Here is a 21,837-nt window from a genome sequence, read left to right as displayed (position 1 = left end):
TGTCATGCTGAATAGTAGTATTCCCATCGGAATTGATTAAATTTTAAACTAGAAGGAGAATTTTAGAGGAATTACCCTGTACCTCCTCTCCCCTACTGGTACATTTTATCCTCTTCCACATTTCCCCTCATTCGTCGTTTCATAATTTTAATATCCCTGGCCTTGGATAATTTCATTGCAAGCATCTCATCCATGTGAGCATATGCCTCATGCATCTCTTCTTTTTTGTACATTGCCATCTTGGATGCCTGAAATCCCATAGCTTTCCCATCATCAAAAGCCGAGGGATCTGCTGAGAGATACACAAAGTCCCAGTCTTTTGCTTCTTTCTCTATAATGAGGGATCGGATTTGTTCCAGAGTATACTCAACCGATGCATTCTCCTGCCCGTCGGTAAGTATGGCAACCATCACCTCTTCATCCTCATGTGTTCGCTCCTCAATCGTCCTTATTGTCTTTCCGATAGCATCAAAAAGAGCAGTGTTCCCCCGTGGAACATATGTCCGGTCATTCAATGGTTGAACTGCTTGAATTGGCACACCCACTTCTCTGACAAGGTACTCATCATCAAAGAGCACAACTGTCATGAGTGAATTTGGATTGCTATCCTTCCTGGCTTTAAGAAATGCATTAAATGATCCAATAGCGTCATCACAGATGGGATCCATGGAACCTGACCGGTCCAGAATAACCGTGATATCAAGCCTGACATCTTCATCTGCATTCGTCCGGCCCATTTCGCCCCCTGCATCAGATACAGGAGTCGCTTTATATTCTTCCATATTCTTCCCGTTTGTTTTATCATCGTTTGTCATGGTACCACCTCATCTTCTTCTCTTCTTCCTCTCGCTTCTTTCTCTCCTTCTCCTTTCTTTCTTCTTCCTCCTGCAGATGCAGACCTAACGCCTGATGCAGCCAGAATCCAAATATATCCATGATTATCACCTCCTCAAAAATACTGACGTAATATGCTCACCAATACCCATCCATATAGCCGGTAATGGTTCTGTGATCCCGGTTCAAACCCGGAACACTCCATGACTCCTCCACCTCTTTAACAGGAAATGCCATGTACCCGAATCTGAACAAAAGATCCACAAAAGCATCCTGGGCATCAGCATCATCAAGAGAGAGGAGAGCCTCACAGAGATTATTCCTCGGGATTAGCTCTCCCGGATGACACCTGATTGCCTGTTTGAAATCTGATACCGCCCCTTCAAAATCTTCAAGTCCTAGTTTAGCAAGTCCCCGATTGTTCCAGGCTCCCCAATCATCAGGGATTTGAATCGTGGCTTTGTTGCCATACAATAACGCTTCCTGGTATCGTCCGATAGCTGCCAGACACCAACACAGAGCTGAATTTGCAACACCCGAATCGGGATTAAGCTCCAGAGCACGGACGAGAACATCCTCAGCTTCCTCATACCTGGAAAGATTATCTAAAAGAAGCCCTTTATATGCCAGGTACCGGGCATTATCAGGATCATCTGAAAGCAGCTCATTGTATAGTGCTATCCCCTGTTCATACCTCTCCGGATCCTCCTCAAGATCTCCGAGTATACGACATGCATCGGCCTTGATACTCAGAACTGCTGGATCTGATGATGAAAGACCTGTCAGGAACCTGCAGACGTCAATCGCCTGTCTCCTAACTCCGAACCTGTTCTGGCGGACAGCCTGCTCATACACCAGTTTAGCAAACCTTACCACATCACCCTGAGATATCCGCTTATACTCATCAATGAAACAGTTTAGACTGAGTGCATTCAATGCTGCATTCATCAATTCCAGAGTTTCATTGTCTTCCTCTCCGTTCTCTATCGCCATTGATAACTGATGAAATCCTTCTCTGTCCTGCCTGAGTTCAAATAGGACCCGTGCTAACGCAACACGAAGCGAATAATCAGCAGGATTCTTCTTTATCTCTTCTGTGAGCATTCCGACTGCATTTCTATATTCACCAATATAACCGCGAAAAATTCCGTTTTCAGTCTGAAATATCCGGACCACACGTTCTTCAACAGATTCGTCAGAAGAATTCTCACCCGAGAGAAGTGCAGCTGCGTTCTTCAGATACCGGACTTCAGGACTGTTCGGGGAAATAATCATCACATTCAGAGAAAAAAATCGAGGCTTCCTGAGGAGATGCTGCCTGAAGCAGAAGCTTGACATACAGCCGCAATGTCTTTGAATTAAACCCGCTAAATCGAAAACTCTCACGAATAGCATACAATGCAGCATCAGTATAGCCATCATGCATAAAGGTCTGTGCCAGAAAGAAAAATTCCAAAGGCCTGTCAGGATTGGCCATGATGAGACGAAAGGCTGAAGTAGCAGCTTCAAGGAAATCTCCAGAATGAATAAGGCACCGGATGAAAACCTCCATGAGAGGGGCTTCTGACAGAAGAACATCCTGATACGAGAGAAGTTCGAAATATGCGGATCTATACAGATCCAGATCAACCAAAATACGGACATACATATTCAGGGCAGGTAGATAATCCGGATACCTCTTTCTGGTCTTCTCCGTCACCTGTTTAGCCTCATCCAGACAACCAGCCGCTCTGAGGGCAAGGGCCCGGACCATACACAGATCCGGATCATCTGACATAGATAATCGTTCTGAACAGATAGCAGCATCTGTATTTTTATCTTCCAGAATGTAGCAATATACCAGGAATGCACGGTATTCTAAAATATCCGGATTTGTATCGACTAACATTTCAAAGAGAGGAATAGCCGAATCATATCCATCAGTGCAAAATATCATCAAAGCCATTCCGTCAGGATCAAAAATATCCGGATCTCTGAAATAGCCTTCAATCCTCATATTCAGTATAGTAATGAGCGAAAATATTCGATCCCGGGCTATGGCGGCTATAAGGCACCGGATTGCTCCCATGGCATCACCAGCAGAATAATATGCAGATGCCTTCAGATATCCTGATTTCCAGGCGTATGGAGTTGTTTCAAGAGAATCAGCATATGAAATAACTGAATCATACCGGTCGGTGAAATTGCACAATGATATCATGGGAAGAATGAGGTCATTCCGATCAGGTTGCTGCTCATGAACCCATAAGAGATATCTCTCAGCTTCATCAAAATTTCCTGATTTTATGAATTCTTTTGCTCTGTATAGTGGATTTTCATGATCATCAAAAGGACCAAAAAAACCGGTTATCTCCTTTCGAATATTAGCTGCTGCATCATGGTGTCCAAGCACGGAAAGAAGATCAGCCAGTTCTTTCCTCGCCCGCATATCTCGTTGATTGCTCGTGCATGCAAGCCGGAGGAACCTTTCAGCCGCAGCAAGATTATTATTTTCTCTGGCTGCAATTCCTTTGGCATAAGCCACAAATAGCGTCTTGTCAAATTCCTCATCGATCGAACAAGCAAGACTATTAGCAGCTTCATTCTCCTGATTCTGAATAAGAGACATAACTTTCAGGGCACGAATGATCGCAAGAAAGCTGGCTGCATCGGGCTCATCCTGATAATCTTCAAAACAACAGTCACAGTACTCGATAACTGATTGTGTATCCCCAATACATGCCTTGCAATAATGCATGAATACCTTGTTATACCCTGCCAGTTCGTTTGACATCATGTCAAAATGACTCATCACTGAAAGAGCAGAATAATAATACCCCTGGAACATGAGACTTCTGCCAAGAGCTGATCGTCTATCCTGGTCAAAAGGTCTGATATCGCGTAATCTTTCAAGTAAACGAAGCTGCTTTACGAATTTATTAAGATTTTGATAGATGGTTGAAGCCAGATAGATGAGATCTGGATTGTCAGGCAGCATTAAAAGAGCCTGCTCTGCTATAGGGAGAGCACGTTCATACTCTTGAATTTTGATAAGATCAGTTATCCGGGTAAGCAGATAATCAATCCAGCATTGTCCTTCCTGATTCGGGATATTTTCCATCTTTTTCCTCCGGCAATAATTCAGGGTAGCATGTAATTCAGAGCGTTCACGTGCCACACATTCCTGTCCCCTATTCATGAGACCAATCTGTTTATGCAGAATAAAATCCGATAACGATTCATGAACATTCGCCTCTTTGTTTATCACCCCGCATTGTATCGAATCTTACAATGCAAATCAGATTTAAAGAGATTCGCTACAAAAAACAATAGGAATTGTAGGTATGGTTCAAGAAATCAATAATTATTAATACTTCTGAAAAATTTCTGTCCACCTACAAAATAATCCTCATTTTATGGCTTCAGTTCAAATAATCATCCCGCAAATGGAGTGGTGTTGCTCCCGGATGGGAAAAAAGAGGTGAATTATGGAAACGGGAATTATTTACACACCACTCTTTCAAAACCATGAAAACTATCCGGAATGTCCGGACAGAGTGAAGGTTACTGCGCAGTATCTGATAAAAAACGACATAAAAATGTTTACTGAACCACGGGTATTTGATGAATCGTGGATCCAACAGGTCCATACCCCGGAATATATCAACAATATCATCACAACCGGTTCTGTTGATTATTCGGATATTCATTACGAACATGCCTTAAAATCCGCATTTGGTTGTTTAACCGCCGGTGAGATGCTTATTCAGGATGAAGCTCAGAATGCATTCGTCCTCAATCGTCCTCCCGGACACCATACGTATGCCGACCGGGGTGGAGGATTTTGCTACCTGAACAATGCAGCAATTCTGGCCAGATACCTGCAGATGCATGGGATGGAAAAAATCATGATTATTGACTGGGATGCACATCATGGCAATGGGACCGAATCGATATTTTACGATGATCCTTCCGTACTCTATACATCCATCCATCAGTCTCCTCTCTATCCCGGCACAGGAGAAATTCAGGATACAGGAGTTGGACAGGGAGAGGGATACACCATCAATATACCGGTCCCTCCAGGTACCGGACACAATTCGTATATGAAAATTTTTTCCGAGATCATCCTGCCGGCAGGAAAACAATTTCATCCAGATGCTGTTGTCATATCAGCCGGACAGGATAGTCATAAAAAAGACCCTCTCTCTTCTCTCTGTCTCTGTTCTGGAAGTTACTATACCATGACAAGACAGATTCTTACTTCTATCACACCTAATGTCATCGGAGTCCTTGAAGGTGGATATAATCTTGCATCACTTCCAGTATCTGTCCATGCCATCGTGACTGCATTACAAAAAAAGGAATACACCGGAGGGATTGAAAAAGTCAATGAACCCGATGGAATCATGCAGATAATTAAATCAGTAAAAAGCACCCACCCAAACTGGTGGTGATAGGAACTTATAAATTATCTTTTCCTAATTGTGCTCCGGACAGGTAATGAGTGATACAATTTGGATCGATCGCATACATTTGAGAATACATCATCTTTCTGATGAAACCAAAGTCCAGATATTCCGGGGTGTCAGGTAATCTGGGCATTAATCTGAACATTAAAGAAAAATTGGTTGGGATAAAACAACCAGCTCCTGATTGGAATAATTTCTGAAAAAGTTGCAGAGGCGCTTTCCCACAGTATTCCTTTTTTGTCAGAAATTTTATTATTGAACAGAGTTGAATCAACAAGTTAGAAGGAACGTTCATTTTGTTATGTTCAATAAGGAGATCAAATTCACCAAGTAAGATCAACTCCTCTAGTAATACGATATCCGACTCATCGATCTCCCGATCTTCCCGAAACCGGTATAACATATCCCACCTGAGGTTGTGACTGTAATACCCAATATCATAGAGTAAATGAGATATCCTTTGAGAGAGATTCGCAATTTCCAATTTTGTGTTAAGACCAGAGGGGGTTTTGATGTACATATCAGCATACGGGTCATATACGGTCATGTCAGAATGCCGAATTGGACTATAAAAATATTCTTCTTTGAAAAAATCTCGAAACCATTGAGAGTTGAGAAATATTAAGAGACTTTTAATTATTTTATTTCATGCATGACAGCTTTATGGCCTGATACCTAACAGAGCCAAAATCAGTGTTACTTATCAAGAATACATTTTCAAATACAAATCGATACCTTTATATATTTTCGGCGCCGCCCTACGGTGAGCACCGTCGGGCGACCTAAAGAATATGAAGAAGCCTTCTTCTAAGGGTCTAAAAAACCTAAAATCTTGGGTATTTCAAAAATTTACCTTTGATTTTATTGAAAAGACAGCTCGGGAAACAGGATTTATGCAGAGAAAAAGGAAACTCGATCCTGTTCTTTTGATATTTACCCTCATTTTTGGAGTCAGCAGTCATATGAAACCCACATTAGACGAGATCCATCGTCATTATATTGACCTTGATGATAATCCAAAGATACTAACCTCAATTCGTAGCCAAAGTTTCAGGAAGCGGTTTAATTTAAAATTAGTAGATTTTCTGAAATCACTGATGGAACATTATATAGATCAAATGGTTCATCAGTCTCCTGCTCATTTAAAGGGAATTGTAGGGGGTTTCAAAGATATTTTAGTTCAAGACAGCAGTATTATTCGAATTAGTAAAAAACTCTATGAATTGCATCCTGCAGCACGTTCTCGCGATGAATCTGCTGGATTAAAGATCCATGCAATTTATAGTGTTGTTTCTAATTCAGTAAAAAATGCAATTATAACAACAGAAAGGGTTCATGACTCTAAGATGTTAAAAATTGGACCTGAAATAGAGAATATTCTCCTAATAAACGACCTGGGATACTATTCTCTAAAAATTTTCTCTAAAATTCAACAATATGGAGGTTTTTTTGTTAGTAGAATAAAAAGCAATGCTGTTTTTAAGGTTGTTTCAATCAATTCAGGACCTTCTGAAATAACATCAATTGTTGATCATATTCGTTTTAAAAGCATTAATGGCTACGATTTTTTAGATCTAATGCCAAAAAAAGGAGTTTATGATCTCATTTGTTCATTTCATGTTGGAGACAAGCGGATTAACAAAATTAAAACTCCAATTTTTCAAGAATTCAGGGTAATTTGTACCTGGAATCCTCTTACTGAAAAATGGCACCTCTATATCACAAATATCAGTAAAGAGTTATTTTCGGCTGATGATATTTATGATTTATACCGATTTCGTTGGGTGATTGAACTTATTTTTAAGGAATTAAAAGGGGATTACGACCTTGGAAAAATGTTTCTCGGAAATGAGCCAATGGCGTTTATTCACATTTATTCCATGTTACTACGGTTTATTATTAGCAGAGATCTGTTTTCCTGGATTGTATCTACGTCTCGAAAAAATGATAAAGGAAAATATACCCCGATGTTATGGTCAAAAGTATTTTCAGAGAAAGGATTGGAGTTTTTGAGTGTTTTGAATCAAAATTTATTTGGCAAAGGGAACGTAAACAAACGATGGGTTAAATTAGAAAAATCACTGCGGCACCTTGCAAAAAGCCGCAACATAAAAGAAACTCTCTCATTGAAATTTTCTGAAATTTTGTAGGTCTTTATCTTCGGATCGATAGTCTGAAGGAGGGTTATGTACTATTAGTTATCGTTAAAAAACCGGAAAATACTCGTAATTCTCTCTTTTTTTCTATCGTCTCTTTGAAGTTTCAATGATTGTAGTTTAGACCACTATAGTGAGACATTTGCGCGTCTGGGTTAAAGAAATGGATCAGAGAAGTATCTCTATCTTCATGATAAGACATACAGTGTAATACGAATTATTGAAAAATTATGCCTCAAGATCTGGATTAATCTACAAAGCTGTCTTACATGTATTTTATTTGTACCTTTCTCTTTGAAAAAATTATCTTTCTGATGGGAAAGGATGAGGTTTGCTATAGGCCCCATATCTGATTTATAGAGGGTATTAGAATCTTCATCGTCTACTTTCGTAATATAACCCATTTCAATCAATTTTCTTCGTGTGTTTATTACCCAGTTTTCAGACACCCCCGTAGTAGCTCCATGATAAATCAGTTTAAGAGCCTGTTGAGGGGTCTTTGGAGAGATAAAAGCGGCATATACGGTTGCCAATTTCCAGTCTTCATCAAGATTTGAAATATTGAATTCCTGAATATTATGTGGTGGAGTAGTCATCGTCACTGATTGTATTGTTCATGAATGTACATCAGTTTTACGATATTGAACATACCTCGTTATCATATCACATAATCTTATCAATTCTTCAATTTTTCCAAATTCACTCTTGGGACTTGACCTAAAGAATCTGCCATATCTGGAATCATCGTCGAATTGCCCGATAATATACCCTCCGGAGAATAATTCCGGTTTAGGAAATCTTTTGCATTCCACACCAGATTTCCCAGACACCGTCTGGGATATTAAAAATACCATCCATATTTTAAGGGAAAGATGTTTATTGCTCAGAAAATAAGATACAATAACGAATTGTATTAATCTTTGAGATCTTAATGAAAAGAACCATCCTCTGTGAAAAAGATGAAGAGGGACATTTCGTTATGGAATGTCCTGAACTTCCAGGCTGCCTGACTGAAGGTGAAACTCTCGAAGAAGCTCTGGAGTCTATCAACGAAGCAATCGCTGGTTGTATTACCAGTCGGATAAAAACTGACACATGTGAATAATCAGTGTTATCCGACGTTTATCTGGACTTCAGGGACAGGCGACATTCAGTTTCAATACCAGGTAAACCATCTCCCTTTCGATAAAGAGGAGAAACGAAGTGAGTTGCTCGACCGATTAAATGAAATTCCAGGATTCAGTATTCCCCAGAATAGTCTGCGAAAACCACCTCCTTTTCCATTGAAGGCATTAATCAATCCGAAGTCTCTCCAGATGTTCATAGATACGATGAACTAGGTAATTGATGAGGTGAAAAGGGGAAAACAAATTTGGAAAATTAAAACTATTTTATTCCCATATCTTTTTGAAAGTATCATTCATACTATCAATTGATTCACGTTCCCGTTCAGCAAAAAAAGACGGGAGAAAAGATATTGGACATTGTCCATACGGGTATCAGCATTTCAGTTATCCCTTACCTCTCCCATCTGGCCTTACCCACACTCTCCTAAACACGCTTTCACATCATCGGCCTTCAGACATGCAATTTCCTGAGCCAGACAGTTATTATTTTCAAGTGCTGTCCCGATTATTTCAAAATAAATACCCGTGATTTCAAACTTGTCGACCTCAATCGCATCAAGTTCATTCTTTTCACGAGCAAAGGATTTCAGAGCCTCTCCTTCGTAAAATTCGAGCGGATGTACACCCAATGTGAGAACCTTGTTTTCATGAGACAACGACAGATTTGAAATCCTTATCAGAGATACTGATTCACCGCCAGCACCGGAGAAGACAACAGCTGCATTAACCGGACCGGTGATAGACTGTACGAGTGTATCAGGAATTAAAAGACTTTTTTTCCCATCTGAAAAATGGACATACGGAATGATATCCTTTACAATAATATCCGTTATTCCTTCTGATCCATGAATGATGGAACTATCACCGCCCTGAACGTATATGACGTACCGGGGAGATTCATCAGCTATAGAGGCTCCTGCCAGTGAAACCAGGATGAATACACATATGAATCCAGATGATAGGGAACGATTCATAATTCATCTCGCTCTGTATGCGATATGTTTGTTTCGATATGAATCCAGGTACGATACTATGGTTGCCACTTTGACAAGAGACTCTCAACGAGATTATTTACTATCGTGATATTATTGTTTATGGCTCAAGTTCATTGGTTCTTAGTTTTTGGGCATTTTGCTCGATTCATACGTCTCTAAGAACATAATTCTTATGTGGCAATGTTGAGATACAATAACGAATTTTAATTACCTCATTGATCATCATGAACCGAACCATCCTCTCTGAATAAGATGAAGGAGGACACTATGTTATGGAATGCCCGAAGCTTTCAGGCTGCCTGAATGAAGAAGAAACTTTCAGTTATTTTTTTTCGGTCACATTCTATCTATGAAAAGAGATAACATGTGAATATGGATACTCTTGTACAAACATATCAGGACGGTGAATGGTATGTCGCCGTTGATCTTGCAACAGATGTAGCAGATCAGGGAAAAACAAGAGAAGAAGCAATATCACGATTAAAAATTGGACTGAAAGAATACTATGAAACACATCTGAAAATGCTTGAGAAAGACAAAAAATTTGAGATAATCACAGTAGAGATTCCATATAGTGGGAACTCTTCCAGTTCTCTCAGTACTTTTTCAGAAAGGATTTAAGTATTATATTACGAGTATGAAAGCATATCTCTCCGTTGAAGGAGAAGTGGGCCATCAGGTGTTTGTGCAATTTTTAATAAACAATAATCACGTGATTTCATGAAAAAAGAAAATAGATTTCTATCACCTCCTGCAGCCCTACGGGTAACCAAAAACGAGGTTCCTGTTACAGATGATGATGAAAAAACAGCAGAAAAAGCTTTTGATACAGTTGCAGAACAACTCAATCTAGCACCATTAGATGATACCACGCTCAATAGTATTCGGTCGAAAAAGAAAGGATCATCTAACTCCCCTGCAGTTGCTCAGCATTAACTCTGGAACTCCTTTCCTTCATTATCTTCTTTTTCATCCCAGTGAAAAATTTATAGAGCCCTGCAAAACGGATTGGATTATTCGGTATAAAAAAGATTATTCCAAGACGTGCATTTGAATTGCACTCCATAGAATTATGCAAAATTTCGAAATTATTTCAGAAAGTTTTGCATTATCCTATAATCGGGAGAGAATAATTAAGAATTAAGTGAATGCTTGTGAAAAGACCTAAATATTTCGATTAACATATCGATTGGGTTTTCTGTGAAGATTCATAACCGCAAGGATGATGATACTTCCGTCAGTCTTTCCGGGTGAATATAATATCCCGTATGGAAATCTATTCAGGATACACCTACGGGAATGAGTTGAAAACTGGGCATATGATTCAGGGAACTGTAAAATTCTAGTTATTGCCAGATACACTTCATGACTGAATTCTATTCCAAGTCCTGGACGACATTTCTCATAATATGATACTGCCTGCAACAGTTCTTGTTCTGCTTCGGGATGAAAATAGAAATTCATTGATTTAAAGCGCTTTTAATATTGGAAAAGACCTTATTTCCGGATATCGGGGTAACAGATCCGGTTTCCAGCTCTGAAAATCTCTTCTCCCCTACTTCAGCCCAGAGACGATCGATCTCCGGATCAGAGGGAAGGTTGAGACTCTCTATGAGGCGATCAATCAATTCTATTCGTTCGTGAGCAGGGAGGGAAAGCACTTCCTGTTCAATTTTCTTGCATATGGATGTCATTTTCCTAATCACTAATATGCATTCCAGATATTTTTAGTCTACTGTCTTTGTACCCTGATACCGAAGTTGCAGAGATCTGTTATCGGCTCACAGCGAAGAAGTTGATTATCGGTGGAGAATATAAATGGGGTTCTCAGACACCCTCTGGGAAATTATTTTGAATCCTGGCATATCAGAGAAAGATGTTTATTGCTCAAAAAATAAAATCCTATTACGAATTTTAATAATCGTATTGATCATCATGAAACTAACCATCCTCTGTGAAAAAGATGAAGAGGGACATTTCGTTATGGAATGCCCTGAACTTCCAGGCTGCCTGACTGAAGGAGAAACCCTCGAAGAAGCTATGGAATCTATCAATGAAGCAATCGCCGGCTGTATTACCAGTCGGATTAAAACTGCCACATGCAAACTTTTGAACAATAATCCAGAAAACTTCTCCTTCTCTTTTGAGATCCCTGAAAGTACCCATGCCTAAATTACCCAGGGCATCAGGCGATCTCCATGTTGCAGCTTTTAAAAGAGCCGGATGGATAGTGAACCATATCGAAGGCAGTCATTATATCCTGATTAAAGAAGGAAGCCCAGTTCATCTGTCGATCCCTGTGCATTCAGGAAAAGAACTGGGCCCAGGATTGCTTCGGAAGTTAATCCGTACAGCCGGGGTGACAAATGAAGAATATCTGGAATTCTTTAATCGGTGACCAGCAGTATCTCTCCTTTTTTGAAAAACCTGACCTCAAATACCCAACTCTTTTCCACCACACTCCCGTACCTCCTCCCAGGCACCACCTGCCCCGCTCCCTCTTAGGGCGTTTAAATACTCTCGATCACATTTTTCCAAACCATGAGCCCCAAATCTTTAAATATCTAAACCCTATTCGCGAAAGTAAAACCCAGCCCATCCCACACTCCAATCACCCGGATAACTATCACACCGTTCTCCGTTCTTACCCCCCTTTTCACTTTCACCCTGTTTACCTGAAATTCAAATACCCCTTCATGCAACCTTGAATGGAGGATCGTTCATCCTCACAAATCACACCTATTGCCGCTTCGGGAAAAATAACCCCTTACCGCAATTATTCAGGAAACATCCGATGCCCTCCCAGAAACAACCGGGACCAGATGCAAAACAGGATGTATCAGTACTTGCAAACCATCTAAGAAGACCCCGAATCATTCAGGGATTTACCAATGACAACACAAACAGCCAATTCTCTCTCTCGACTAAAAACCCTGATGATCGGGAGAATCTATTCCGGTATACACAATCCGGAAAACCAGAACAAAAAACAACCATGGAGAAGACCATGCGACAAAAAGCACGATTACGAAGAGAATACCCCCGCTCTATCATTCAGCTTGCCGGCATAACGATTCGGGCAGGGGCAGTTCTAAGCTATAGATTTATACGGATAATATCATTTCCCCCACAAAAAACCGGAGCCGGCCATGTCGTCTGAAACAAAAACACGGCGATGTGCCATCTGGTTTGCCATCAGTGATCTGAAAACACATGGCTATCTCATCGACCGGTGCTGCGGAAAAGATCGGATCTTTGATCTCATCGCCTGGAACCGTGACACCATCCTTGGCCTGCTTGTATGCACTGCACGAACCGAAAACATCAGATCCTGCCATGACGAGATAACAAAAATCTCTGCCCTCATGCAGGATCGAATGGTCCCCGGCAGGTCAGAACTCTGGCTCTACCATCCAGGCGGGCGGTCCCGCTATCAGATACTCCCCGGCGGAGCGATATCCATCAGGGAGGCAGGATTATGAGATCACGGCACCATGCAGAGGTCAGGAAGGCCGTTCTCAATGCAATACGGCCATGTGATTCCCTCATCAGCCGGTTCCAGATTGAAGATGAAATAGACCAGTATCCGGAGAGGTATACGGAATTAGCCGGATGTAGCAGAAAGGGGCGACGTCGGATAATCACCCTGGCCATGAATGCGATGTTCATCGTCTGGAGTCAGTCCTGGGGAGTCCGTCCCTCATCCTTTGTCTGGGAAGTCAGGGACCAGGAAGGACATATCCATAACCATCCGGAGGTCAGGAGATGAACCCGGAGGAATCCATCCGGACCGCTCTCTCTGTTCTTTTTCCGGAGGGATCAGTAGTCGAGCTCAGGGCTCTTGGTGAACGGACTCATTACGGGTATTACACGGATTTTGACCGACTGGCACGAGATGCAGCAGTTCTGGACTCTACATCAGGCATATCAGGGATTTACATCACCTTAAACCAGGTCCATTCTGATCTCCTCTCCCGGTGTGCAAATCGGATGAAACGGGCAGGCCAAAGAGAACCGCAGACATCGGATGGAGATATCATGCACCGACTCTGGTTCCCAATCGACATTGATCCGGTCAGGCCTGCCGGGATATCCTCTTCAGATGCAGAACATGCTGCAGCACGTGACAAGGCAGAAAAGATCCGGGAATTCCTCTCCGAAAGGGGATGGCCTGACGCGGTCATTGCAGACTCCGGGAACGGAGCCCATCTCCTCTATGCCATCGACCTGCCAAATACCCAGGAGAGCACAACGCTCATCAAAAACTCCCTCACCGTCCTCTCCACATTCTTCTCTGACAAAGAGTCTGAAGTTGATACCTCGGTCTCAAATGCAGCCAGGATATGGAAATTATACGGAACCCTCTCAAGAAAAAGGGATTCGACCAGTACCCGGCCTCATCGCAGGTCTCTTCTCCTGGAAGTTCCACAAGAAGTCCATGTTGTGGAGTATCAACAGATTTCTCATCTCTCATCGCTCTTTTTCGGATGTCCAGTGGAAATGAACCCCTCGGAGGCACAAGGAACCAGTACCTCAGGAGAGGATCTCGGAGCCTGGCTCTCCTCACATGGCCTCTCATACAGGAAGAAACCATTCGCTGGTGGGAGAATTTTCCTCTTTGATCACTGTCCCTTCTGGTAGTGCCCTGTTAGCAAGCTGGTAATACTAAGTGCAAATAAAGTATTAAATTTTATGTACTAAAAATTAATATAAGTTTAGATATAATTATTTTCATGGTTGGAAAACGTGGTCCTATATTGATTACGTGTCAAAATCCGGATTGTACTTATTTTCAAATTGAAGATGGAAAGAATATTACTAAAAATGGGCATAATTCTGCAGGCAATCAACAGTACTATTGCCATCACTGTCGACGTTTTTTTATTGAAACTAAAAATACTCCTCTGTATGATTCTCGTTTACCACGAACTGCTGTTCTCATAATTGCGAAACACTCGACTGAAAAAACTTCAATTCGAGGAGTATCTCGAGTTACCGGACACCATCGCGACACTATATCTCGATATTATCACTTAATCGGTGAACATGCTGAAAAACTCAACGATTATTTTATTCATGACATTTCCGCGGGGGATTGTGAGATGGATGAAATTTGGGAGTTTGTTCAAAAAAAAACAAGAATCTCCTAACAACTGACTCTGAAGAATTAGGTGATTGTTGGTCCTATACTTGTTTTAAAAGGGATTCTGGATTATTTTTAGCATTTGAATCTGGAAAAAGAAATATTGATACTTGTGCAGATATGTTAGTTCGATTTTTTAACCGAATGGAACTTCCAACGCCAGAAAACAAAATATCGATTTTTACTGATGGAAACGTCCAATATAGCATTTGTTTACCTGAATTATATTGTGAGCCATGCTTGGATTATGGTCAGGTGATCAAAGTAAAAGAGAAGAATAAACTTGTTTATGTCATTCGAGAGAAAATTATGGGAAATCCAGATAGTAAAGCAATCTCTACCTCAGTCATTGAGGGCTACAATAATAAAATCAGACAACGATTGAGCCGTTTTGGAAGGAAAACTGCCTCTTTTTCAAAAAAACTCAATAGATTCATTTCAGCGCTAAATATCTTTCAATTTGTGCATAATTTTATCGAAGTAAAAAGTAGTCACAAGTCTCCAGCAATGTTAGAAAGTATTACTGATCATCTTTGGAATTGGAGTGAGTTTTTAAACTACCATGTTCAGTTCTAAAGGAGGCCAGTACCTCCCTTCTCCACTGCTCACACAGACGGAGCATATGCCATTCAGTTTGACAATGGAGGAATCTTCGCCGGATGTCATCATAACTCCTGCGGAGGAGGCAGGCAGCGATGGCATGAACTTAGGGAACGGTTCGAAGGAACCAAAGGACGGGAGAAGCAGGACTATGAAACGTACCGGAGAAAGAGTATCCGCGAAAAGGCACAGGCAAAGGCGGAATATTATGGGAACCATCCGGAGACCACGGAAATTATCCAGACCACGAATCCGGATACCGATATCTCATTGCATCGAAAGACGGCATACGAGATTCTCACGAATGGTAACCCTATCGAGTACATCCTAAACTCATTCGCACAGGAACATGAGGGTGATTTCGTCATCGCCCAATGCCTGATCATGTCATTTGCATCCCGGACGGTGATTAATTCAAACGGACTTCATGTCCTTGTCACCGGTGAATCTGGCAAAGGAAAAAGTCATGCCTTTGATACCATGATCCAGCACATCCCCCAGGACTCCCGTCTGGATGGCCGGGTCAGCGATAAGGCATTATTTTATGCAGAAGACTTAAAACCCGGCACTGCCCTCTGTCTTGATGATGTCTCCCTCTCTGATTCAATGCAGGAGACGCTCAAAGGAGTGACCACCTCATTTAAAAAACCGTTCATCTACCGGACGGTCAATAAGGACCGGAAAGGCCAGGTCTGCATTATTCCCGAACGGTGTGTCTGGTGGATTGCCAAGAAGGAAGGAACCGGTGATGACCAGATATGGAACCGGATGCTGACCTGCTGGATAGATGACAGCCGTGAGCAGGATGAGAAAGTGCTGGTACGGGAACTTGCATCAGCCGCAGCCCTTCCTACAGAAGAGACCTTAAACAGGGATGAAGTAATCGTATGTCAGCAGATATGGGAACAACTCTCACCGGTCTATGTGGTCATTCCCTATGCAACCCGGATCCGGTTTACCTCATCAGCGAACCGGAGAAACCCGGGGATGCTCCTGGATCTCATCAAATCCATCGCATGTCTCTGTCAGTTCCAGCGTGAAAAAACACAGGCACACGGGCAGCCGGTCATATATGCAAATATCGATGATTTCAGGTATGCAAACCGGATATACCAGGCACTCAATGGTGAATCAGGAAGTCAGATAACAAAACTGACCAGAAGTGAATCAGACCTCATTACCGTTCTCAGGAGCGGGAAACAGGAGTTCACCGCTGCAGAGCTTTCTAAACTCACCGGTTCATCAGAACGGACTATCCGGAAACAGATCTGCGGATACAATAGTTATGGAAAGGATTACTCAGGGCTCCTTGAGAAATGTCCTGCTGTCTCCTACCTTGACCGAACCGTCACGGATGAGGAATGGCGTGTCAGAAGAAGTTGCAAGTGCTTTGTCTGGGACGATGAGGTATACCAGAACTGGGTATCTGGTGGAGGGTGCTGGCTCGATTCCGAGGGGTCTGACCAGGATAAGCAGAGCCCTGATCATGATGACGACAGGAGTGGGAGGGCGGGAGAAAATCCGCACAGGACGGGAACTCCCACCCCTGATGATTCGGACAATTCGGGAGTGGAATCTGAAAATACCTCTTATTATAAAAATAATAATACTAAGAATACGAAAGGCCGGGAAGGTGAGGGTGCATATGAAGCACCTGCACCTGACTATCCATCACCCACTGCGGATTTTGCTCCCACCCCTCACAATACAGGATACGAAAATAAGAAAGATCCAACCGCCCTTTCCAAATCCGATACAAAAACTGAGGGGCGGGACAAACATCCTGATTCCCCCGGACCAGATGATCTCCCACCCCAGAAGAGAGAACAGGTCAGATTGACCATAGCAGCGATTGATCCTGAAGCATATACTACAGTTCACGGCATCCACTCCGGACCATGTGCTATCTGTGGAGCAAAATGGGTTCATTACACCGAAAAACAACCGCCCGGTGATAAGGGAGAAGAAAAAACTTCCCGGGTCCTCTGTCAGAAATGCTATTCAAAGGCGGTTGCCAGGGTGAGCCTGTCCTTTATCACCCTTCCCGGAACGCTGAATACCGCCCGGATGGTAGAGGCAGATAAGGACTATGGCCGATGTCCTATCTGCAACCTTGGGGGGATTTCCTGGTATGATAATGAAACAAAGACCGGTATCTGTTCTACCTGTTACTCCCGGGAGCAGGCACGGAACGGGGGCGGACAGTGACATTCATCGTGACATCAGAACGAGACAAGCCACCCATCAGGTATGAAAAGGTCGGGAGGCTCCGTCCCGGAGAGGAGGGTATGATTGACGTTATCACGGATGGGAATGGGGTAATCAGATCTATCCCGACCGGAGATCTCATCCTGATGCTGAACGGGCTTACTGTTCCTGGCCTGAAACTATCGGAATCCGGGAACCGGATTATCATCTCCGATGAATACGCCGTCCTGGTCACTCAGGTCAGGGGAATAATCCGGGACTGGCCCAGGAAGAAGGCGGCTTTGTTTCTGATGGAAGAAAGAGATTGATTTGTGTAGAGAAGATCTGACATATACAGGAGATGAAGTGATCAATCAATTGCAGGATAGGACACGTTACGACAGGAATGAGTGATGAAATCGTCTTATCCCTAAAAACACAAGGGTTTTGACCAGGTAACTAAACAACTATTCATCTCATTTCGATATCCTTAATTCGTACCATGAAGAACCTTTTCATCAGGAACAAGTGGGACTCCATGAAAAAAATGATGTGTACCGGCATATTGGTACTGATTGCTCTGCTTTCAATATCGTTCGTATCTGCTGAAGACACCCCTTCTGATGCAGGTGCAGATTACATCTGGAATGGAACATGGGAAGGCACGAACTTCACCATATTCATTGAGCAGGATGCTACCGGGATCACCGGAGAATATGAACCGGCTGATGGTGTAATGGTAGATCCTGGAAGACTGGAAGGCTCAATTTCAGATGATGGGATAACCTATTCAGGGGTCTGGATAGAGTCAGGATCCGTGGTTCAGACTCTGGCGGATGACAACATGTCCTTTACGATAAACGGAACAATCGACCCGTTTGGAACTATGACAGAACAAGTCCTTCACTCTGCGATTGCAACCAGAATCGGTGAGATCGTGGATCCGGAAAATCCATGGACAGGGAACTGGACGACAGAACGGAAGATCTATTCATTCCTTCAGGACGGCACCACGATCTCCGGGACAAATCACCCGCTGAAGGGAGTAAATGACGAGTCAGGAGATCTGAATGGCACCGTATCAGAGGATGGGAGAGAATATTCCGGAAACTGGACCGAAACGGGTATCTTCATCTTTACCATCTCCGAAGATGGGTCGTCCATGGATGCCATCATTCATGAGAGTCTTAATCCTGAATCAAATGCAGACCGGGTAACCTTTACAAAGACTCTCTAACCCTTTTTTGTGAGTATGGATCTGCACGGATCTATTCACCACATCCACATTTTTATCCGAACTTTTCTGCAAGTTCCTGTAAGATTTTCCGAATGGGCAGATGTTGCGGGCAGATCTGTTCGCACTCCCCACACGCAACACAATCACTGGCTTTGCCATGACCAAACACGGCATGCTGGTAATGCACCCGGGGAAATGACCGATCTCCATACCGTTTCATATCATTGAATATCGAGATAAGAACTGCAATCGGTATATTCTGTGTGCATACGTCGATACAGTACCGGCAGGCAGTACAGGGTGCAGCAATACTCCTGCTGATAATCCGGGCAGCCTCCTGAAGTATTGCATGTTCCCTTTCTGAAAGGGGAGTCAGATTATCAAAAGTCCTGATATTATCCCTCATCTGGTCTATCGTATTCATCCCACTCAATACCATGATAACCCCGTCAAGACCTGCAGCAAACCGGAGCGCCCATGAAGCAGGAGAATCATCCGGCCTGACCTCTCTCATGAGATCTTCTGCTTCCTTCGGGATTACGGCAAGTCCTCCGCCCTTCACCGGCTCCATGACGATAATTGGTTTACCATAGATTCGTGCAATTTCATAACACCGTCGTGACTGAATAGAGATATGCTCCCAGTCAAGGTAGTTGATCTGCAGCTGCACCACGTCAACCTCCGGATGGTTTGTAAGAATCTCCTCAAGCAGGTCAGGAGTTCCATGAAAGGAAAACCCGATCTTCCGAATAAAGCCCTCCTCTTTCTTCCGGTGAATAAAATCAAAGACTCCAAATTCCAAAACCTTTGGATACCGGCTTTCCCCCAGGTTATGAATGAGATAGGAATCAAAAAATGAGACATTACATCGTCTGAGTTGTTCGGTGAAGATATTCTCCAAATCCTCAACGATATTCAGGTTATATGTTGGCATCTTATCCGCAAGAATGAAGGACTCACGTGGATATCTGTCAACAAGGGCTCTCCGTAATGCATCTTCAGCACCCATCAGATGATAGGAATACCCGGTCTCAAAGTAGGAATATCCTGCTCCCATGAACTCATCGACCAGATGGCTGAACAACTCCTGATCGATTGAGGCATTGTCATTCGGATTGGTGAGGGGAAGACGAAGCGTTCCAAATCCTAATTTTTTCATGTTCCCCCGGATTGAATTATGAACATATATGAAATTTTGAAATTTTCTTTCTCTTTTATTTCATAATGCAAGACAAAAACATTTCTGTACTGAAAAAACCTTTTTTAAAAATATCACCGAATGAATGGAAGATACATCCTTGGTTTTCACAGTAATCTGAAAACAATGAGTTAATATTAATAATGAATAATGCACTCTCTTTATTATTCAGGATAGTAATTGATGATGAATTTTTTGGATATTAAGACGTTAATCTTTACAATAGTCATTATTGAAGTTTTCCTGGCAACAATAATGATGTTATTCACAAAGCGCCAAAAAGGATATCCAGGGTTCACTCTTTGGGCTCTCCATTTATTTTTTTTAATAATATCCATGAGCAATATGATTTTCAGGGACATTATTCCTCCAATTATTTCTGTCCCCCTATCAAATGTTTTTAATATACTGGCTATTTTAATGGTCTTCGAGGCATCTCATCGGTTTTATTATAATAAACCCATTGATAAAAAATGGTACATCATTGTTCCCCTTGTTTTCATTGGTGCAGTGTATGGTATCCTATTGTATGATGATATAACGTTCCGGACAGTAATGATCAGTGGTTTTTCAGCGATTATAGCTTTTCAGGTAGCACATGTATTTTTCAAAAATATTTCCGATGATGAAAAAATTATTTCTTCACTCCTTTCTCTCTTGTATGGTTTTCTCGGGTTTACTCTGATTTTTAGGATTATTGACTTTACACTCCATCCAACGGGAAGAACTCTTTTTGAACAGACAACATCAACGAGTGCATTATATCTTGGAATTTTATTTATCTCCATAGGAGCGACACTCCTTTTCATCATTTTAAATCTGGATCGTCTGGCACGGGAACGTGACAAGTACTTTAAAGAAAAGGAAATGATTGCATCCAGATATGAACTTGCCGTTGAAACTGCCGGAATGGGACTCTGGCAGATTGACCAGGATACCCTCAAGCTCACAGGGGATAATCAAATTCTTGAGATGGCTGGGATAAAAAGTCCGGATGATGCATTTGAATTATCCCTTGAAAAATTAATTTATCCCGAGGATTTATCTCGTTTAATTACCTACATTAAAGGGGCAACAAAAGAGAATGAAAAAATATCTGCAGAATACCGAATTGTTGGGAAAGATGGAGATATTAAATATCATATCTCACATGCAAAAAGTTATCGAAAAACCGATGATTCCAGATTATATTTTATTGGTCTGACGATTGACGTTACACCATTAAGAAAGGCTCAAATTGCCCTGAAGAAAGCTTTGGAAAAATTATCAATACTTTCATCGATCACCCGGCATGACATATTAAACAGTATTACTGCAATTTCATTGACAACAGAACTTTTGAAAATGGATATAACAGATCCTTCCATTCAAAAAGAACTCAATAGTATTGCCGAAAGTACGACTGAAATAACCAGACTTATTAAATTTACCGGGGAATATCAGGATCTTGGAATTTCAGAACCTATGTGGATTGATATTACAAATATTTTAAAGAAACTTTCTTCAAGTCCCTTGTTGAAGAATATTATTTTAAAAATTCCAGAACCAGGTGTTTTACTTTATTCAGATCAGATGATTGAAAAGGTAATATACAATTTAATAGAAAATTCAGTCAGACACGGACAAACAGTCACCACAATTTCATTATCGTATGAATATGATACGCAGGATCTTCTGGTACTCTATACTGATGATGGATGTGGGATTGAGGAATCGGAAAAGAATTTAATATTTAAACGGGGTCATGGGAAAAATACGGGTTTAGGACTTGCACTCTCCCGGGACATTCTCGCAATTACGAATCTTACCATTGTGGAAAATGGAACTCCAGGAAAAGGGGTTCGTTTTGAAATCCGTGCGAAACCAGGATCATTCCATGATAACAGAAAATAAAGATTCAGAAAATGAT

General features: G+C 41.9%; 25 protein-coding genes. 16 read left to right on the top strand and 9 right to left on the bottom strand.

What is annotated here, in order from left to right; translation table 11 throughout:
- Positions 1–92 precede the first annotated feature (92 nt).
- The 4 genes from MHUN_RS03805 to MHUN_RS18915 are packed head-to-tail and all read right to left on the bottom strand — an operon-like array spanning position 93 to position 4,012.
- Positions 93–815 (bottom strand): vWA domain-containing protein, encoded by a 723-nt coding sequence (locus MHUN_RS03805; RefSeq protein WP_011447758.1) that lies wholly within the window; start codon positions 813–815, stop codon positions 93–95.
- Positions 802–936 (bottom strand): hypothetical protein, encoded by a 135-nt coding sequence (locus tag MHUN_RS19695; RefSeq protein ID WP_275039200.1) that lies wholly within the window; start codon positions 934–936, stop codon positions 802–804. Before MHUN_RS19695 ends, MHUN_RS03805 begins: the two co-directional genes overlap by 14 nt.
- A 36-nt stretch (positions 937–972) precedes the next feature.
- A complete protein-coding gene (locus tag MHUN_RS03800) occupies positions 973–2,109 on the bottom strand; it encodes a tetratricopeptide repeat protein (RefSeq protein ID WP_048067265.1) in 1,137 nt (378 codons plus the stop codon).
- Entirely contained in the window at positions 2,084–4,012 is a 1,929-nt protein-coding gene (locus tag MHUN_RS18915) for a tetratricopeptide repeat protein (protein ID WP_158498150.1), read from the bottom strand. The genes MHUN_RS03800 and MHUN_RS18915 overlap by 26 nt, the downstream gene beginning before the upstream one ends.
- A 289-nt stretch (positions 4,013–4,301) precedes the next feature.
- Here MHUN_RS18915 and MHUN_RS03790 point away from each other — a divergent pair, with 289 nt between their 5' ends.
- Positions 4,302–5,270 carry a histone deacetylase family protein gene (locus MHUN_RS03790; protein ID WP_011447755.1) on the top strand — a complete coding sequence of 323 codons (969 nt, stop codon included), beginning with the start codon at positions 4,302–4,304 and terminating at the stop codon, positions 5,268–5,270.
- Positions 5,271–5,277: 7 nt separating this feature from the next.
- Here the strand turns inward: MHUN_RS03790 and MHUN_RS03785 are convergent, their stop codons facing one another.
- The gene (locus tag MHUN_RS03785) at positions 5,278–5,832 is read right to left on the bottom strand and encodes a hypothetical protein (protein ID WP_011447754.1); all 555 of its coding nucleotides are present in this window, start codon (positions 5,830–5,832) and stop codon (positions 5,278–5,280) included.
- Positions 5,833–6,076: 244 nt separating this feature from the next.
- Here MHUN_RS03785 and MHUN_RS03780 point away from each other — a divergent pair, with 244 nt between their 5' ends.
- Positions 6,077–7,435: an IS4-like element ISMhu6 family transposase gene (locus tag MHUN_RS03780; RefSeq protein ID WP_011447753.1), complete on the top strand. Its 1,359-nt coding sequence runs from the start codon at positions 6,077–6,079 to the stop codon at positions 7,433–7,435.
- Between the two features lie 194 nt (positions 7,436–7,629).
- Here the strand turns inward: MHUN_RS03780 and MHUN_RS03775 are convergent, their stop codons facing one another.
- On the bottom strand, positions 7,630–8,037 hold the full coding sequence (locus MHUN_RS03775; RefSeq protein WP_048067264.1) for a hypothetical protein: 408 nt from the start codon (positions 8,035–8,037) through the stop codon (positions 7,630–7,632).
- Positions 8,038–8,372: 335 nt separating this feature from the next.
- Here MHUN_RS03775 and MHUN_RS18130 point away from each other — a divergent pair, with 335 nt between their 5' ends.
- Positions 8,373–8,546 (top strand): type II toxin-antitoxin system HicB family antitoxin, encoded by a 174-nt coding sequence (locus tag MHUN_RS18130; protein ID WP_011447751.1) that lies wholly within the window; start codon positions 8,373–8,375, stop codon positions 8,544–8,546.
- Positions 8,547–8,978: 432 nt separating this feature from the next.
- Here MHUN_RS18130 and MHUN_RS03765 read toward each other — a convergent pair whose 3' ends face one another.
- Positions 8,979–9,542 carry a hypothetical protein gene (locus MHUN_RS03765; RefSeq protein WP_011447750.1) on the bottom strand — a complete coding sequence of 188 codons (564 nt, stop codon included), beginning with the start codon at positions 9,540–9,542 and terminating at the stop codon, positions 8,979–8,981.
- A 393-nt stretch (positions 9,543–9,935) separates the two neighbouring features.
- On the opposite strand from MHUN_RS03765, the gene MHUN_RS03760 reads away from it, so the two are divergent.
- Positions 9,936–10,184, top strand: coding sequence for a hypothetical protein (locus MHUN_RS03760; protein WP_011447749.1), 249 nt, complete (start codon positions 9,936–9,938; stop codon positions 10,182–10,184).
- Positions 10,185–10,283: 99 nt separating this feature from the next.
- Positions 10,284–10,499: a hypothetical protein gene (locus tag MHUN_RS03755; RefSeq protein ID WP_048067262.1), complete on the top strand. Its 216-nt coding sequence runs from the start codon at positions 10,284–10,286 to the stop codon at positions 10,497–10,499.
- A gap of 524 nt (positions 10,500–11,023) precedes the next feature.
- Here MHUN_RS03755 and MHUN_RS03745 read toward each other — a convergent pair.
- Positions 11,024–11,257 (bottom strand): addiction module protein, encoded by a 234-nt coding sequence (locus MHUN_RS03745; protein WP_011447747.1) that lies wholly within the window; start codon positions 11,255–11,257, stop codon positions 11,024–11,026.
- Between the two features lie 241 nt (positions 11,258–11,498).
- On the opposite strand from MHUN_RS03745, the gene MHUN_RS03740 reads away from it, so the two are divergent.
- From MHUN_RS03740 to MHUN_RS03695, 10 genes are all read left to right on the top strand, one after another.
- The gene (locus tag MHUN_RS03740; RefSeq protein ID WP_048067777.1) at positions 11,499–11,735 is read left to right on the top strand and encodes a type II toxin-antitoxin system HicB family antitoxin; all 237 of its coding nucleotides are present in this window, start codon (positions 11,499–11,501) and stop codon (positions 11,733–11,735) included.
- Positions 11,728–11,961 carry a type II toxin-antitoxin system HicA family toxin gene (locus tag MHUN_RS03735; protein ID WP_011447745.1) on the top strand — a complete coding sequence of 78 codons (234 nt, stop codon included), beginning with the start codon at positions 11,728–11,730 and terminating at the stop codon, positions 11,959–11,961. The genes MHUN_RS03740 and MHUN_RS03735 overlap by 8 nt, the downstream gene beginning before the upstream one ends.
- 396 nt (positions 11,962–12,357) lie before the next feature.
- Positions 12,358–12,723: a hypothetical protein gene (locus MHUN_RS03730; RefSeq protein ID WP_011447744.1), complete on the top strand. Its 366-nt coding sequence runs from the start codon at positions 12,358–12,360 to the stop codon at positions 12,721–12,723.
- Positions 12,713–13,045: a hypothetical protein gene (locus MHUN_RS03725; protein WP_011447743.1), complete on the top strand. Its 333-nt coding sequence runs from the start codon at positions 12,713–12,715 to the stop codon at positions 13,043–13,045. The genes MHUN_RS03730 and MHUN_RS03725 overlap by 11 nt, the downstream gene beginning before the upstream one ends.
- A complete protein-coding gene (locus tag MHUN_RS03720; RefSeq protein WP_011447742.1) occupies positions 13,042–13,332 on the top strand; it encodes a hypothetical protein in 291 nt (96 codons plus the stop codon). The genes MHUN_RS03725 and MHUN_RS03720 overlap by 4 nt, the downstream gene beginning before the upstream one ends.
- Positions 13,329–14,204, top strand: coding sequence for a hypothetical protein (locus MHUN_RS03715; protein ID WP_011447741.1), 876 nt, complete (start codon positions 13,329–13,331; stop codon positions 14,202–14,204). Before MHUN_RS03720 ends, MHUN_RS03715 begins: the two co-directional genes overlap by 4 nt.
- A 92-nt stretch (positions 14,205–14,296) precedes the next feature.
- A protein-coding gene (locus MHUN_RS18125) for an IS1-like element ISMhu11 family transposase (protein WP_143709314.1) occupies positions 14,297–15,282 on the top strand; the annotation gives its coding sequence in 2 pieces (ribosomal slippage) (positions 14,297–14,690 and positions 14,690–15,282; 987 coding nt in all).
- 294 nt (positions 15,283–15,576) lie between these two features.
- Positions 15,577–17,514, top strand: a complete 1,938-nt coding sequence (locus MHUN_RS17195; protein WP_011447740.1) for a hypothetical protein — start codon at positions 15,577–15,579, stop codon at positions 17,512–17,514.
- Positions 17,511–17,822, top strand: coding sequence for a hypothetical protein (locus MHUN_RS03700; protein ID WP_011447739.1), 312 nt, complete (start codon positions 17,511–17,513; stop codon positions 17,820–17,822). The genes MHUN_RS17195 and MHUN_RS03700 overlap by 4 nt, the downstream gene beginning before the upstream one ends.
- A 173-nt stretch (positions 17,823–17,995) precedes the next feature.
- Positions 17,996–18,730, top strand: a complete 735-nt coding sequence (locus MHUN_RS03695; protein ID WP_143709344.1) for a hypothetical protein — start codon at positions 17,996–17,998, stop codon at positions 18,728–18,730.
- A 52-nt stretch (positions 18,731–18,782) separates the two neighbouring features.
- Here the strand turns inward: MHUN_RS03695 and MHUN_RS03690 are convergent, their stop codons facing one another.
- Entirely contained in the window at positions 18,783–19,889 is a 1,107-nt protein-coding gene (locus MHUN_RS03690) for an aldo/keto reductase (RefSeq protein ID WP_011447737.1), read from the bottom strand.
- 222 nt (positions 19,890–20,111) lie between these two features.
- On the opposite strand from MHUN_RS03690, the gene MHUN_RS17190 reads away from it, so the two are divergent.
- A complete protein-coding gene (locus MHUN_RS17190) occupies positions 20,112–21,821 on the top strand; it encodes a sensor histidine kinase (protein ID WP_011447736.1) in 1,710 nt (569 codons plus the stop codon).
- Positions 21,822–21,837: the final 16 nt, after the last annotated feature.

Origin of the sequence: Methanospirillum hungatei JF-1, from assembly GCF_000013445.1 — an archaeon.
In the GTDB taxonomy this organism is placed as follows: Archaea; Halobacteriota; Methanomicrobia; order Methanomicrobiales; family Methanospirillaceae; genus Methanospirillum; species Methanospirillum hungatei.
Note: the sequence above shows the minus strand (reverse complement) of the source record. Positions and strands in the feature narration are given on the sequence as shown.

What these genes read in the sequence shown, in the direction of transcription:
- MHUN_RS03805 (WP_011447758.1), bottom strand. Translation starts at nt 815, where the DNA reads ATGACAAACGATGATAAAACAAACGGGAAGAATATGGAAGAATATAAA.
- MHUN_RS19695 (WP_275039200.1), bottom strand. Translation starts at nt 936, where the DNA reads ATGGATATATTTGGATTCTGGCTGCATCAGGCGTTAGGTCTGCATCTG.
- MHUN_RS03800 (WP_048067265.1), bottom strand. Translation starts at nt 2,109, where the DNA reads ATGATTATTTCCCCGAACAGTCCTGAAGTCCGGTATCTGAAGAACGCA.
- MHUN_RS18915 (WP_158498150.1), bottom strand. Translation starts at nt 4,012, where the DNA reads ATGAATAGGGGACAGGAATGTGTGGCACGTGAACGCTCTGAATTACAT.
- MHUN_RS03790 (WP_011447755.1), top strand. Translation starts at nt 4,302, where the DNA reads ATGGAAACGGGAATTATTTACACACCACTCTTTCAAAACCATGAAAAC.
- MHUN_RS03785 (WP_011447754.1), bottom strand. Translation starts at nt 5,832, where the DNA reads ATGACCGTATATGACCCGTATGCTGATATGTACATCAAAACCCCCTCT.
- MHUN_RS03780 (WP_011447753.1), top strand. Translation starts at nt 6,077, where the DNA reads ATGAAGAAGCCTTCTTCTAAGGGTCTAAAAAACCTAAAATCTTGGGTA.
- MHUN_RS03775 (WP_048067264.1), bottom strand. Translation starts at nt 8,037, where the DNA reads ATGACTACTCCACCACATAATATTCAGGAATTCAATATTTCAAATCTT.
- MHUN_RS18130 (WP_011447751.1), top strand. Translation starts at nt 8,373, where the DNA reads ATGAAAAGAACCATCCTCTGTGAAAAAGATGAAGAGGGACATTTCGTT.
- MHUN_RS03765 (WP_011447750.1), bottom strand. Translation starts at nt 9,542, where the DNA reads ATGAATCGTTCCCTATCATCTGGATTCATATGTGTATTCATCCTGGTT.
- MHUN_RS03760 (WP_011447749.1), top strand. Translation starts at nt 9,936, where the DNA reads ATGGATACTCTTGTACAAACATATCAGGACGGTGAATGGTATGTCGCC.
- MHUN_RS03755 (WP_048067262.1), top strand. Translation starts at nt 10,284, where the DNA reads ATGAAAAAAGAAAATAGATTTCTATCACCTCCTGCAGCCCTACGGGTA.
- MHUN_RS03745 (WP_011447747.1), bottom strand. Translation starts at nt 11,257, where the DNA reads ATGACATCCATATGCAAGAAAATTGAACAGGAAGTGCTTTCCCTCCCT.
- MHUN_RS03740 (WP_048067777.1), top strand. Translation starts at nt 11,499, where the DNA reads ATGAAACTAACCATCCTCTGTGAAAAAGATGAAGAGGGACATTTCGTT.
- MHUN_RS03735 (WP_011447745.1), top strand. Translation starts at nt 11,728, where the DNA reads ATGCCTAAATTACCCAGGGCATCAGGCGATCTCCATGTTGCAGCTTTT.
- MHUN_RS03730 (WP_011447744.1), top strand. Translation starts at nt 12,358, where the DNA reads ATGCCCTCCCAGAAACAACCGGGACCAGATGCAAAACAGGATGTATCA.
- MHUN_RS03725 (WP_011447743.1), top strand. Translation starts at nt 12,713, where the DNA reads ATGTCGTCTGAAACAAAAACACGGCGATGTGCCATCTGGTTTGCCATC.
- MHUN_RS03720 (WP_011447742.1), top strand. Translation starts at nt 13,042, where the DNA reads ATGAGATCACGGCACCATGCAGAGGTCAGGAAGGCCGTTCTCAATGCA.
- MHUN_RS03715 (WP_011447741.1), top strand. Translation starts at nt 13,329, where the DNA reads ATGAACCCGGAGGAATCCATCCGGACCGCTCTCTCTGTTCTTTTTCCG.
- MHUN_RS03695 (WP_143709344.1), top strand. Translation starts at nt 17,996, where the DNA reads ATGAAGAACCTTTTCATCAGGAACAAGTGGGACTCCATGAAAAAAATG.
- MHUN_RS03690 (WP_011447737.1), bottom strand. Translation starts at nt 19,889, where the DNA reads ATGAAAAAATTAGGATTTGGAACGCTTCGTCTTCCCCTCACCAATCCG.
- MHUN_RS17190 (WP_011447736.1), top strand. Translation starts at nt 20,112, where the DNA reads ATGATGAATTTTTTGGATATTAAGACGTTAATCTTTACAATAGTCATT.